This window comes from Pseudomonas sp. TE3644 (genome assembly GCF_056278815.1).
On sequence record NZ_JBWBQF010000001.1, the window covers coordinates 1,938,487 to 1,951,477 of the forward strand.

The 12,991-nt window shown below is 66.0% G+C and carries 12 protein-coding genes; 9 read left to right on the forward strand and 3 right to left on the reverse strand.

Going from position 1 to position 12,991, the window contains the following annotated elements; all coding sequences use genetic code 11:
- The first annotated feature begins 40 nt into the window (after positions 1–40).
- The 9 genes from ACZ9GA_RS08615 to ACZ9GA_RS08655 all read left to right on the forward strand — a co-directional run bounded on the left by ACZ9GA_RS08615 (position 41) and on the right by ACZ9GA_RS08655 (position 8,611).
- Positions 41–508, forward strand: coding sequence for an Lrp/AsnC family transcriptional regulator (locus ACZ9GA_RS08615; protein ID WP_457363084.1), 468 nt, complete (start codon positions 41–43; stop codon positions 506–508).
- Between the two features lie 407 nt (positions 509–915).
- Complete coding sequence (locus ACZ9GA_RS08620) at positions 916–2,337, forward strand: APC family permease (protein WP_457363083.1); 1,422 nt, start codon at positions 916–918, stop codon at positions 2,335–2,337.
- A 116-nt stretch (positions 2,338–2,453) separates the two neighbouring features.
- Positions 2,454–3,290: a polysaccharide deacetylase family protein gene (locus tag ACZ9GA_RS08625; RefSeq protein ID WP_457363082.1), complete on the forward strand. Its 837-nt coding sequence runs from the start codon at positions 2,454–2,456 to the stop codon at positions 3,288–3,290.
- Entirely contained in the window at positions 3,287–4,348 is a 1,062-nt protein-coding gene (locus ACZ9GA_RS08630; RefSeq protein WP_457363081.1) for a C45 family autoproteolytic acyltransferase/hydolase, read from the forward strand. Before ACZ9GA_RS08625 ends, ACZ9GA_RS08630 begins: the two co-directional genes overlap by 4 nt.
- A 24-nt stretch (positions 4,349–4,372) precedes the next feature.
- A complete protein-coding gene (locus ACZ9GA_RS08635; protein ID WP_457363080.1) occupies positions 4,373–4,786 on the forward strand; it encodes a VOC family protein in 414 nt (137 codons plus the stop codon).
- Between the two features lie 27 nt (positions 4,787–4,813).
- Complete coding sequence (locus ACZ9GA_RS08640) at positions 4,814–5,629, forward strand: SDR family NAD(P)-dependent oxidoreductase (protein WP_457363079.1); 816 nt, start codon at positions 4,814–4,816, stop codon at positions 5,627–5,629.
- Positions 5,630–5,653: 24 nt separating this feature from the next.
- Positions 5,654–6,658: a Rieske 2Fe-2S domain-containing protein gene (locus ACZ9GA_RS08645; protein WP_457363078.1), complete on the forward strand. Its 1,005-nt coding sequence runs from the start codon at positions 5,654–5,656 to the stop codon at positions 6,656–6,658.
- Positions 6,655–7,617 (forward strand): PDR/VanB family oxidoreductase, encoded by a 963-nt coding sequence (locus ACZ9GA_RS08650; RefSeq protein WP_457363077.1) that lies wholly within the window; start codon positions 6,655–6,657, stop codon positions 7,615–7,617. The genes ACZ9GA_RS08645 and ACZ9GA_RS08650 overlap by 4 nt, the downstream gene beginning before the upstream one ends.
- 286 nt (positions 7,618–7,903) lie before the next feature.
- Positions 7,904–8,611, forward strand: coding sequence for an amidotransferase (locus ACZ9GA_RS08655; protein WP_457363076.1), 708 nt, complete (start codon positions 7,904–7,906; stop codon positions 8,609–8,611).
- A gap of 41 nt (positions 8,612–8,652) precedes the next feature.
- On the opposite strand, the gene ACZ9GA_RS08660 is transcribed toward ACZ9GA_RS08655, so the two are convergent.
- The 3 genes from ACZ9GA_RS08660 to ACZ9GA_RS08670 all read right to left on the reverse strand — a co-directional run bounded on the left by ACZ9GA_RS08660 (position 8,653) and on the right by ACZ9GA_RS08670 (position 12,944).
- On the reverse strand, positions 8,653–10,146 hold the full coding sequence (locus ACZ9GA_RS08660; RefSeq protein WP_457363075.1) for an aldehyde dehydrogenase: 1,494 nt from the start codon (positions 10,144–10,146) through the stop codon (positions 8,653–8,655).
- A gap of 25 nt (positions 10,147–10,171) precedes the next feature.
- Positions 10,172–11,455 (reverse strand): NAD(P)/FAD-dependent oxidoreductase, encoded by a 1,284-nt coding sequence (locus ACZ9GA_RS08665; RefSeq protein WP_457363074.1) that lies wholly within the window; start codon positions 11,453–11,455, stop codon positions 10,172–10,174.
- Between the two features lie 124 nt (positions 11,456–11,579).
- Positions 11,580–12,944: a glutamine synthetase family protein gene (locus ACZ9GA_RS08670; RefSeq protein WP_457363073.1), complete on the reverse strand. Its 1,365-nt coding sequence runs from the start codon at positions 12,942–12,944 to the stop codon at positions 11,580–11,582.
- Between the last annotated feature and the right edge of the window lie 47 nt (positions 12,945–12,991).

Sequence of the window (12,991 nt, forward strand, 5' to 3'; positions counted from 1 at the left end):
CCCCCACCGGTTCATCGTACGCAGCCCTTGAGAACCCACTATGCCGATGTCAAAACTCGACGCGCTCGACACGGACATTGTCCGCGAGTTGCAGGAAGACGGCCGCCGTCCGTTCCGCGAAGTTGCCCGCAACCTGTCGGTGCCCGAAGCCACCGTGCGCACCCGGGTCAAGCGCCTGCAGGATCAGGGCATCCTGCAGATCCTGGCCTTCACCAACCCGGCCAAGCTGGGCGATGCGAAGCTGGCGCTGATGTTCGTCAACGTGGCGCCGCAGGATCACGAGCGGGTCGTGGATACCCTGGGGCGCTGGACCGAGGTCAGCTACCTGTCCACCACCATGGGCACCGCCGACATCTGCGTGCAGGTGTTGTGCCGCGACAACGACAGCCTGTGGGCGCTCAAGCAGCGCATCCGGGCCTTGCCGGGCGTTGAGGACGTGCGCCTGATGCAGGAAGTGAAAGTGCACAAGATCCGCTTCACCATCCCCGCCGCCGAAATCGAGCTGTAACCCCCGCATTCCCGTAGGAGCCGACCTTGGTCGCGATGGGCCCACCGCGTAGGCACGGAGAGTGCGCGGTCGGCCCATCGCGGCCAAGGCCGGCTCCTACCAGAACGGGTTGCGCACCTATGCGCGGTTGATTTTGGATTTTGCGCAACTTTTCGTTTATCTATTTGCGACATGCAACGATGCCCCGGCGTGGGGCGTCTGCTTCCGCCTGTCCGCTATAACCCGCGTACAGGCAATGCGCTGGATTGGTGCAGCTATACTTACGAGAATTAATGCGTATCTAATAGCGACGCAAGCTGCGCAATGCGCGATTTAAATGCAAAAAAACAATGCTAATGCGCAGAAAAGGTGATTATGATTGACCCATCACAAGCTGTTACAAAAATAGCGGATGAGGGTGAAGCGCCATGCATAACAACACCGACGGCCAAGCGCCGCATGAAGGTTTCGAGAAGACGATTCGCTGGTGGGATGGCGTGGCCATCACCCTTAGCCTGCCCGCCGCGCTGTTTGTAGGCCTGGGCTACTCCATGGGCGCCATCGGTGCCTGGGCGGCGGTGGCGCTGTGGGCCACCATCGCCGCCGTGGCGGCGCTGCATAACTGGGTGTACTCGGAAATGGGCGCCATGTTCAGCCACAAGTCCGGCGGCATCGCCCTGTACGCCAACGAGGCCTGGAGCCGGCGCTGCCCGGCGCTGGGCCCGCTGGCCACCTACGCCTACTGGTTCGCCTGGGCCACCGCGCCGGCTATCTGGGGCCTGGCGGTGTCGCAGATCCTCACCGAACAGTTCTGGCCCAACGCAAGCTACAGCCTGGATCTGGGCCTGGTGCAACTGGATTTGCCCAAACTGATCGCCCTGGGCGTGGCGCTGCTGTCGTGGGCGCTGAGCATGATCGAGCTGCGCTTCACCATGATCCTGATCACGGCGGCCGGGGTGCTGTTGATGATTCCGGTGGTGATCTTCGGCAGCGGCGCCTTTGCGTCGCAGCTGTGGAACACCTCGAGCTTTACCTGGCGCATCCCCGGTGGCCTGGAAGGCGGGCGCACGGTGCTGGCCTGGCTGTTCGTGATGGCCTGGTCGGCTTATGCGGTAGAGGCGGCAGCGTCGTTCATTCCCGAATACCGTGACACCGTCAGCGACACCCGCAAGGCCCTGCGCGTATCGGCGCTGATCCTGTTGCTGGTGTTCACCCTGACGCCGCTGGGCCTGGCGGGCCTGCTGGGTGAACAGACCCTGGCCAACCAACCCAACGGTTTCCTGCAGGCCGGCGCCGTGGCGCTGCTGGGCGGCGGGGCGGCGGCCATCACCGTGGTGCTGATCGCCGGCATCCTGGTGCTGTCGGTAATGGGCACGGCGGACGCGGCGCGCGCCTTGTATCAGAGCTCCCGCGACGGCCTGACGGTGCGCCAGTTCGGCGTGCTCAACCGCAACGGCGTGCCCGCCCGGGCGGTGACCGTGCAACTGCTGATCAACGTGGCACTGGTGCTGTTCGTGGGCAATGCGCTGGCGGTGATTGTCGCTGGCAACGTGGGTTATGTACTGGCGCACATGCTGGCGGTGGCCGGCTTCGTGGTGCTGCGCAAGGACCAGCCCGATACCCCGCGGCCGATCCGCTTGCCACGGCGCTGGATCGGTATCGCCGCCGCCCTGGCGGTGTTCGATGGGCTGATTTTGCTGGTGGGCATCACCAGCAGTTCCATCACCGGTTACGGCAGCTACAAGGAAGTGGCCATCGCCATCGCGGTGCTGGCGATTTCCCAAGTGATGTACCGCTGGCGGCGGATGCAGGACCGCAAGCACCCCCCGGCCGTGCCCCTGCGCACGTAGCCGCTGCCGCCAGGCTGCGCTGGCCCGCGTTGCAACGCAGACATCCCGGTTGAACACCCTGGCCAGCGCAGCCTTGGGCAGCGGCTACGGGAACACTCTTCACAAGGAATACCTCAATGAGCATCGATCACTCATTCGGCCTCGCCTGGCCGAACCGCAGCCCCGTGGCTGTGTCCCTGACCTTCGACGTGGACGCCGAAGCCGGCCTGCTGGGCGACAGCCCCAGCTTCGCCCGCCGCCTGACCGCACTGTCCGAAGGCCGCTTTGGCGTGACCCGCGGCGTGCCGCGCATCCTCGACCTGCTGGCGCGCCACCACATCAAGGCTTCGTTCTTCGTGCCCGGGCACACCGCAGACAGCCACCCCGGCCTGGTTGAGCGGTTGCTCAGCGCCGGCCACGAGGTGGGTCACCACGGCCATATGCACCTGCGCAGCGACAAAGTCTCGACCCAGGAACAAGTGGACGAGATGCACCGCGGCCTGGAAGCCCTGGCACGCGCCGGTGCGCCCAAGCCCGCCGGCTATCGCTCGTCCTCATGGGAGCTGACCCCCGAAACCTTCGAGATGCTCGTGGAGCACGGCTTCCAGTACGACTCCAGCTGCATGGGCGACGACCGCCCGTACTTTGAGCGCTGCAACGGCCAGCAGATCCTCGAACTGCCGGTGCACTGGTCGCTGGATGACTGGCCCATGTTCGGCTGGGGCATCGACAACGGCGGTAATTTCACCCACCCGCGCACCCTCACCGATGTGTGGCTGGCCGAATACGAATCGGCGCGCCGCGACGGCCGCCACACCACCTTCACCATGCACCCGGAAGTGATCGGCCGCGCCGCGCGTTTCGAGCAACTGGAGCGCTTTGTCGAGCGCCTGGTCAGCGACGGCGATGTGTGGTTTGCCCGCCTGGATGAAGTGGCTGCCCATGTGGCGCCGCAGTTGGAGAAAACTCGATGAGCTACGTGTTTCGTTCCACCGTCACCGACCCCCATGGCCGCGGCCGCGAGTTCGGCGAATGCCATGCCGCGCAGATAAACGCGTCGGTGCAGGCCTATCGCGGCCTGTTTGAACGCACCGCCAAGGGCCCCGTGGACATGCTGGCGCTGGGCGCCCAGGCGCTGGAAAAAATCGCCGCCTTCGCACCGCCCCTGCACGACGAAATCCTTGGCATGGCCGAAGGGGCAGGGCTGGACGTGCGCGAGCTGGGCGCCATCAACGCCCGTACCGAGATCCTGGCGTACGCCGGGGCCACCCTGCGCGGCGAGTGCTCCACCGTAGTACACCTGGACCCGCAGTCGCCCATGCCCATCTCGGTGCAGACCTGGGACTGGTACGCGCAATTCGCCCCGCAGTGGCTGGTGTGGGAGATCCCCCACGGCGACGGGCGCACCACCACCACGGTCACCGAGTACGGCATCGTCGGCAAGATCGGCGTCAACCGGCAGGGCCTGGGCGTGCACTTCAACATCCTGCACCACGTCAGCGACGGTCAGGGCATCGGCGTGCCGGTGCACGTGGCGTCGCGCTGGCTGCTGGACAGCACCGCTGACTACAACGACGCCCTGCAACTGCTGGCGGCCACGCAGTTTTCAGCCTCCAGCGTGCTTACCGTGGTCACCGCCAAGGGCGGGGAGAGCGGCGCGGTGTCGGTGGAGCTGTACCCCGAAGGCCCGGCCTTCGTGTTTCCCGGCGCCGACGGCCTGCTGGTGCACACCAACCACTTCCTCGATGCCCGCGCCAAGGCCGGCGACACCGAGTGGGCCACGTACCCCGACACCCTGGTGCGCCACGACCTGCTGACCCGCCGCCTGGCCAACCGTCGCGACGTCACCGCCGCCAACATCATCGCCGCCATGAACAGCCATCTGGGCAGCACCGGCGCGGTGTGCTGCCACCCCGAACCGGCCGGCAGCGCCGACCAGTACCAGACCCTGGTCACGGTGGTGCTCGACGTGCCGTCCGGCCGCCTGCAAGCCCTGGCGGGCGGGCCCTGCGCCCACGCCACCCATTCCTGACCCAGCCGTAACGGAGAGAACCACATGCTCAAGCTCAAACGCGTCGACAACATGGACATCCTCACCCCCAACGTCCAGCGCCTGGTGGACTTCTACCACGGCACCCTGGGCCTGGACTTTTTCCTGCCCTACGTGGCCGAAGAGCGCTGGGCGGCCATCGAGACCGGCAACCTGACGCTGTACCTCTTCCACACCGAGCACCAGGCCAGCGTGGCCCGGCGCACCGCCGTGAATCTGGAAGACCTGCCGGGCTTCGACTCCTTCGCCTTCGAGGTGGAAAACCTCGACGAGGCCATGGCCTACCTGGACGGCAAGGTGCAGTGGGTGACCGACCAGCCCATCGCCTGGCAGCACCCCAGCGGCACCCACTACCGCTACCGCCCGATGTTCGACCCGGACGGCAACATGCTCTACATCACCGAACCGCACAAAGTCTGAAGCCCTGTCCACCTGGAGAACAATAAAATGACAGTGACTGTATCCGGCCAAGCCGCCAAGACCGCGCCCCAGCCCGTGCTGGACCTGGCGTGCGAGGCGCAGAAGTTCACTGGCCGCGTGGCCCTGGTCACCGGCGCCGGCCGGGGTGCCGGTCGCGCCCACGCCCGCTTGCTGGCCGCCCGCGGCGCCGCCGTGGTCGTCAATGACATCGACGCTGACGTGGCCCTGGCCACCGCCGCCGACATCGTTGAAGCGGGCGGCAAGGCCATCGCCCTGGCCTGTGACATCACCACCCGCGACAACGCCGAGCGCCTGATTGCCCAGGCCGTGGAGCACTTCGGCCAGTTGGACATCCTGGTGCACAACGCCGGGATGATGTACTCGCTCACCGGCCTTGAAGACACCGACGACGCCAACTTCAACCAGCTGCTGGCGATCAACGTCCACGCACCGCTGTACCTGACCCGCGCCGCGCTGCCGGCCTTGCGCAACAGCCGTGCGCCGCGGGTGATCTTCATCAACTCGCAGTGGGGCCAGGTGCCGGACGGCCACTCCTACGCCTACATGGTCTCCAAGACCGCGCAACTGGGCCTGATGAAAACCCTGGCCAAGGAGTTCGTGGGGCAGGGGATCCTGGTCAACGCCATCACCCCGGGCGCGATCCTGACGCGCATGGTGCCCGAGGAGTACGTGGAAGGCGAAAAAGCCAACATCCCCCTGGGCCGCCTGGTGCACGCCGAGGAAATTGCCGCTGCGGTGGCGTTCCTGGCCAGTGACGAGGCGGCGTTCATCACCGGCCAGGTGCTGGCGGTGAACGGTGGTGCGCTGGTGGTGGGTATCTAAGCAAGGCTTGATGAGGACACGAACATGACCAATACAATGACTCAACGCCAACGCGCCGAAGCCGCCATGCGGCGCCAGTGGTTCCCGGTGGCCCGCAGCGTCGACCTGACTACCCCGCAATCGGCCACCTTGCTGGGTCAGCGCCTGGTGGTGTACCGCACCGCCTCCGGCCAGGCCGTGGTGCAGGACGCACGCTGCCCCCACCGTGGCGCCGATTTTGCCCTGGGCCAGGTGCACGGCGAGAATATCGCCTGTCCGTACCACGGCTGGCAGTTCGCGGCCGCCGATGGCAAGTGCAGCCACGTGCCATCCCTGGAGGACCCGTGCAAGATCCCGCCTCAGGCGAAGATCGCCACCTACCGGGTGATCGAGCGCTTTGCCCACGTGTGGACGGTGCTGGAGGACCCGGTCGAAGACCTTTACGACCCGCAGCAATGGAAAGGCGTGGACCTGCAATGGCTGGCCGCCGAGCCGCTGCATTCGCCCACCGGCGTGGCCGTGGCCATCGAGAACTTCCGCGACGTGGCGCACTTTCCCTTCGTGCACTTCGTCTCCATGGGCCCCAGCAAGCACGTGGTGGAGCCCTTGAAAGTGCGCCGCGAAGGCCTGGACATCGTCATGGAACGGCCACTGGACGCCGGTGAAGGCGAGTGGGCCAACGACGGCGACTGCATGATGTATTACCACTGCGCCGCACCGGGCCTGGCCACCATCACCTACGACTACGAACGCCTGGGCAAGCGCGTGGTGGCGGGCTTCCCGTGCCCAGTGGCCTATGACGAAGTGAAAATCTTCTGGGGCGTGGCCAATGCGGTCGACTTCAAGGGCGCCAGCCTTGAGGAAAACCTGCGCATCGAGGAGATGGTGTACTTGGAAGACATGCCCATCGCCGGCGGCATCTTCCCCCGTGAAATCGACTGGGACGGGGTGTTCGTCGAGCATTCGGTGCCCGCCGACCTGTTCACCCTCAACTACCGCCGTGCGTTCCGCGAGTTCATGGACCGCGCGGTGCCGGAAGGTGCGGCATGAGCCGCCCGGCCCAGGACAGGGAGGTGCTGATCAGCGCCATGCGCCTGGAGGCCGAGGGCGTGATGTCGCTGGAGCTGCGGGTGCTGGGCGCGGATTCCGTGCCCCAGTGGCAGGCGGGGGCGCACATCGATGTGCGCCTGCCGTCGGGCACCGTGCGGCAATACTCGTTGTGCGGCGATCCTTCGGACCGCCGCCACCTGCACATTGCCGTGCTGCGCGAGGACAAGGGGCGCGGTGGTTCGCGGGAGATCCATGACGAACTGCGCGTGGGCCAGCGCCTGGCCATCAGCGCGCCGCGCAACGCCTTTGCCCTGGCGCCGGCGGCGGCCTACCAGTTTGTCGCCGGGGGGATTGGTATCACGCCGATCCTGCCGATGATTTTGGCGGCCGAGCAGGCCGGGGTGCCGTGGCACCTGGTCTATGGCGGGCGGTCGCGGGCTTCCATGGCGTTCCTTGAGCGCTTGCTGCCGCGTGCCGGTGAGCATGTGCAGATCCTGCCGGCCGATGAGTTCGGCCTGCTGGACCTGGACGCCATCGCCGCCCGTGCGGCGGCGGGTGCCGAGACTTACAGTTGCGGCCCTGGTGTATTGCTGGATGCGCTGACGGCGCGCTTCCAGGCCCAGGAATTGGGCCAGCGCCTGCACCTGGAGCGCTTCAGTGCGGCGCCTTTGCTGGCAGCGACGGGTGAGGGGGGTGAGCTGAAAGTGATCCTGGCGCGCAGTGGGTTGGAGGTGGATGTGCCGGCGGATCGTTCGATCATGCACGCCTTGCGCGACGCAGGAATTGAAGTGCCCTCGTCCTGCGAGCAAGGCGTGTGCGGGATGTGCGAGACGCGGGTGCTGGACGGTATTCCGGACCACCGCGACATGCTGCTGACGGACCGGGAGCGCGAGCGCAACAACGTGATGATGGTGTGTTGCTCGAGGGCGAAGACGGCGACGTTGTTGCTTGATCTGTAAACCGGTTGTGTCCTGTACCGGCCTCTCGCGAGCAAGCTTTGCTCCCACAGGCGTACCTCTCAATTGAGGTGAACACTGTGGGAGATTCGTCAGGCCGCGTCACTGACGCCGCGCACTGTCTGATCCACCGCGCGGCCTGTGACGCAGCCTTCGGCAGCTGCTACAGAGGTGCGGCGTATGCTGTGGGAGCAAAGCTTGCTCGCGAGAGGCCGGTACTGTCGACCTCGCAAGCAATGTCTTGCCCCCACAGTGACCACCACCATTCTTTTCCCTCAGGATATCTTCCATGCTCTCGATCTGCCTGCTCGAAGCCGACCACCTGCGCCCCGAACTGGTCGGCGAATTTCACAGCTACGGGCACCTGTTTCAACAACTGTTCGCCCGGCAACCCATCCCGGTACAGGTGCAGGTTTTCAATGTGGTCGATGGCCACTACCCACCCGACAACCAGCGCTTCGACGCTTACCTGATCACCGGCAGCAAGGCCGATGCATTCGGCGACGCCCCCTGGATCACCCGTCTGCGCAGCTACCTGCAAACCCGTTACCGTCAGGGCGACACGCTGCTGGGCATCTGCTTTGGTCATCAATTGCTGGCCCTGGCGCTGGGCGGTGACTGCGCACGCTGGCCACGGGGGTGGGGCTTGGGTGTACAGGACTATCAGGTGCTGCAACCCGAGCCCTGGATGCTGCCGGCGAAATCGACGTTCAGGCTGCTGGCGTCGCATCAGGACCAGGTGACTCAGTTGCCGCCCGACGCCCAGGTGCTGGCGGCCAGCGGTTTTTGCCCGGTGGCCGCCTACCGTGTGGGGCGGCAAGTGTTGGCGTTCCAGGGGCACCCGGAATTCGTCGAGGATTATGCGCAGGCGTTGCTGGATGCACGCCGCACGGCCTATGGAGAGGAGCTGTACCGCACTGCTTCAGCCACGACGGGCCTGGTGCATGATGGTGAAGTCATCGCGCAATGGATGCTGCGCTTTGTCAGTCAAGTGTGACCTCCTGGGGGAGCTGGCAAGCCAGCTCCCACACTCAATACCTACAACTTGATCCAGGTCGCCTTCAGCTCCGTGTACTTGTCCAGCGCATGCAGCGACTTGTCCCGCCCATTCCCCGACTGCTTGAACCCACCAAACGGCGCGGTCATGTCGCCGCCGTCATACTGATTCACCCACACGCTGCCGGCGCGCAGAGCCCTGGCGGTCTGGTGCGCTTTCGACAAATCGGCGGTCCACACGCCGGCGGCCAGGCCGAACGCACTGTCATTGGCAATCTCGATGGCCTGCTGCACCGTGTCGAAGGTGATCACCGACAGCACCGGCCCGAAAATCTCTTCCTGGGCGATGGTCATCCCATTGTCCACCTCATCGAACACCGCAGGTTCGACAAACTGCCCGCCCGTGGGGGCCAGCGTGCGCGTGCCACCACAGAGCAAACGTGCGCCCTGATCCAGGCCTTTCTGGACATATCCCAGCACCGTCTCCAGTTGTTGACTGTCCACCAGCGCGCCCACCCGGGTGGCCGGGTCCAGCGGGTTGCCCGGTTTCCAGGCGGTCATGGCCTGCAGCAACAAGGGCATGAAACGCGCCTTGATCGATCGCTCGATCAGCAGTCGCGAACCCGCCGTGCACACTTCACCCTGATTGAAGGCGATGGCACTGGCCGCCGCCTCGGCAGCTGCGTTCAAGTCCGGGGCATCGGCGAAGACGATATGCGGGCTTTTGCCGCCGGCTTCCAGCCACACGCGCTTCATGTTCGACTCACCGGCATACACCATCAATTGCTTGGCGATGCGCGTCGAGCCGGTGAACACCAGGGTGTCCACGTCAGGGTGCAGCGCCAGTGCCTTGCCCACCGTGTGGCCCAGGCCCGGCAGCACGTTGAGCACGCCTGCAGGAATACCGGCTTCCACCGCCAGCGCAGCCAGCCTGATCGCGGTAAGCGGCGATTTTTCCGAAGGCTTGAGGATGACCGAATTGCCCGCCGCCAGGGCCGGTCCCAGTTTCCAGCAGGCCATCAGCAAGGGGAAATTCCACGGCACGATGGCCGCCACCACGCCCACCGGCTCACGGGTGATCAAGCCCAGTTGGGCATGCTCGGTGGTGGCGATTTCGTCGTAGACCTTGTCGATGGCCTCGCCATACCAGCGGATGGCGCGGGCGGCGCCGGGGATGTCGGTGGCCAGGGCGTCGCTGATCGGCTTGCCCATGTCCAGGGTTTCCAGCAGCGCCAGTTCTTCGGCGTGCTGTTCCATCAGCGCGGCCAGGCGGATCAGCACGGCCTTGCGCTTTGCCGGTGCCAGCCGGGACCAGTGGCCGGCGTCGAATGCGGCCCGCGCCGAAGCCACGGCCAGGTCGGCGTCGGCGCTGTCACAGCTCGCCACACGGCCCAGCAGGCGGCCGTCGCAGGGGCTGATGCAGTCGAAGGTGGCGCCTGAGGCGGCGTTGCAGTACTGGCCGTCGATAAAGGCTTGGGTCTGCGCTGTCAGTTGTTCGGCGCGTTGCTCCCAGTCGGAGCGAGTCAGGTGAGTCATGGTCGGTTCCTGTTCGATGGAGGGATCAGCGCAGCCGTTCGAGCATCTGGTAGTACCACATGCCTGCCGCCAGCATTGGGTTGCCCAGCTTGTCGCCCAAGGGCACGCGGATGTGCGGGCAGGCGGCGAAGGTGTCGAAGTGCTGCAACTGCCCGGTGATGGCCTGGGCCATGATCTCGCCCATGATGTGGCTGGTGGCGATGCCATGGCCGGAGTAGCCCTGGCAGTACCAGACGTTGTCCGACAGCTTGCCCAGTTGCGGGATGCGGTTGATGACAATGCCCATGGCGCAACTCCACTGGTAGTCGATCTGCACGCCCTTGAGGGCCGGGAAGGTGGCTTCAATGCAGGGGCGCAGTTCGGCGGCGATGTCGCGCGAGTCCTTGCCGCTGTAGTTGGCGCCGCCGCCGAACAGCAGGCGGCCGTCGGCGGTCATGCGGTAGTAGTCCAGCACGAAGCGGCAGTCGTACACCGCCAGGTTTTCCGGGTTGAGCTGGCGGGCCAGGTCGCCCAGCGGCGCGGTGGTGACGATGCCGCCCATGGCCGGGAAGATCTTGCCCTTGAGCCTGGCCGGTTCCAGCTTGTGGTAGACGTCGCCGGCCAGCATCACCTGATCGGCGTCGATGCGGCCCTGGGCGGTGATCACGGCCGGGCGCTGGCCATGGACGATCTGCAGCACTTCGCTGTGCTCGAAGATCAGCGCGCCCAGGCTGTGGGCGGCGCGCGCCTCGCCCAGGCACAGGTTGAGCGGGTGCAGGTGCATATTGCGGGTGTTTTTGATGGCGCCGTGGTACAGGTCGCTCTGCAGAATGTCGCGCACCTGCGAGCGGTCCAGCAGGCTGACTTCGCTGCCCATGCCACGGCGCAGGGCTTCATCGTAGTCGCGTTTCAGGCCATCCAGGTGGCTGGGTTTGTAGGCGGCATGCAGGTGGCCGTGCCGCAGGTCGCAGTCGATGGCGTAGCGCTGCACGCGTTGCTCGATGATCTGGTGGCCGCGCCAGCGCAGGTGCCAGATGAAGTCGTCGACCTGCTCGCCCAGGGTGCGGCGCATCTGCTTGCGCATGGCTTCGTCGCCCGACAGGCTGCCGGTGACCTGGCCACCGTTGCGGCCGGTGGCGCCCCAGCCGACCTTGTGGCTTTCGACGATGGCCACCTTCAGGCCTTTTTCGGCCAGCTCCACGGCAGTGGCGACGCCGGTGAAGCCGCCGCCGATGATCACTACGTCGACGCGGTGGGTGCCTTGCAGGGTGGGGTAGTCGGTTTCCTGGTTGAGGGTGGCGGTGTAGTAGGAGTGGGTGCGTTGGGTCATGGCTATTCCTGGAATCGGATGATGTAGCCGCTGCCGAAGGCTGCGCTGGCCCTGTGCCTCGCCGTAGATCTTCAGCGTACTCAGGGGCCAGCGCAGCCTGACGGCAGCGGCTACGGGGTGTGGATCAGGCGTTGGTGAGGTACCAGCGCCAATCCTGCTCACCCACCTGCGCCATGAACTGCCGGTACTCGGCACGCTTCACCGCCAGATAAACCCCCAGAAACTCCGAGCCCAGCGCATCACGCGCCCACGCCGACTGCTCCAGCGCCGTCAGCGATGTCAGCCAATCGGTGGGCAGCAGTTCGGTCGCCTGCGCATACCCGTTACCTTCCACCGGTGCCCCCGGATCAATGTGCTCGCTGATGCCCCGATGAATCCCGGCCAAAATCGCCGCCGCTGCCAGGTACGGGTTGGCGTCGGCGCCGCAGATGCGGTGTTCGATGTGTCGGCTGTTGGCCGGCCCGCCCGGCACGCGCAGGCTGACGGTGCGGTTGTCCACGCCCCAGGTCGGCGCCAGCGGCGCGTAGCTGTTGGCCTGGAAGCGGCGGTAGGAGTTGGCGTTGGGGCAGAACAGCAGCAAGGAGTCGAGCAGCGAGGTCAGCATGCCGCCCACCGCCTGGCGCAGCAGCGGCGTGCCGGCTGGGTCTTCGGAGGCAAACAGGTTGCGCCCTTCGGCATCGGCGATGCTCACGTGCATGTGCATGCCGGTGCCCGCCAGGTCATCGAACGGCTTGGCCATGAAGGTGGCCTGCATGCCGTGCCGATGGGCGATGGCCTTGACCAGGCGCTTGTAGCGCACGGCCTGGTCCATGGCCTGCAGGGCATCGCCGTGTTCCAGGGTAATCTCGACCTGGCCGGGCGCGTACTCGGAGATGGCCGTGCGCGCCGGGATGCCGTGCAGTTTGCAGGCGCTGTAAAGGTCGGCCAGGAATGGCTCGATCTGCTCCAGTTCGCGCAGGCCGTACACCTGGGTCTGGCGCGGGCGGCCGCCGTCGGCGTCCAGCGCGGGTTGCGGGCGGCCGTTGGCATCGCGCTTGGCATCCAGCAGGTAGAACTCCAGCTCGCAGGCCATCACCGGGTGATAGTCCTCGGCTTGCAGGCGCTCGATCACCTTGATTAGCAGGTGGCGCGGGTCGGCGATGGTGGCGGGCAGGCCTTCGCTGGGGTGCATGCTGACCTGCACCGCCGCCGTCGGGATCTGCCGCCACGGCAGGCGCACCAGGCTGCCGGGCAGCGGGTAGGCGCGGCAGTCGATGTCGCCCACGTCCCACACCAGCCCGGAGTTTTCCACGTCCTCGCCTTGCAGGGTCAGGCCCAGGATGGTGCTGGGCAGCGGGCGCCCGCTTTCGTACACCGCCAGCAGTTCATCGCGGTGCAGCAGCTTGCCGCGGGGCACGCCGTTGGCGTCGAGGATGAACAGCTCGATCATGTCGATATCAGGGTGCTGCGCCAGGAAGGCCTGGGCTTCGTTCAGGGCGGCGAATGTCATGTTCAATGCTCGTGTTTGTGCGCCACGCAGGCGCGCGGATACCGTGC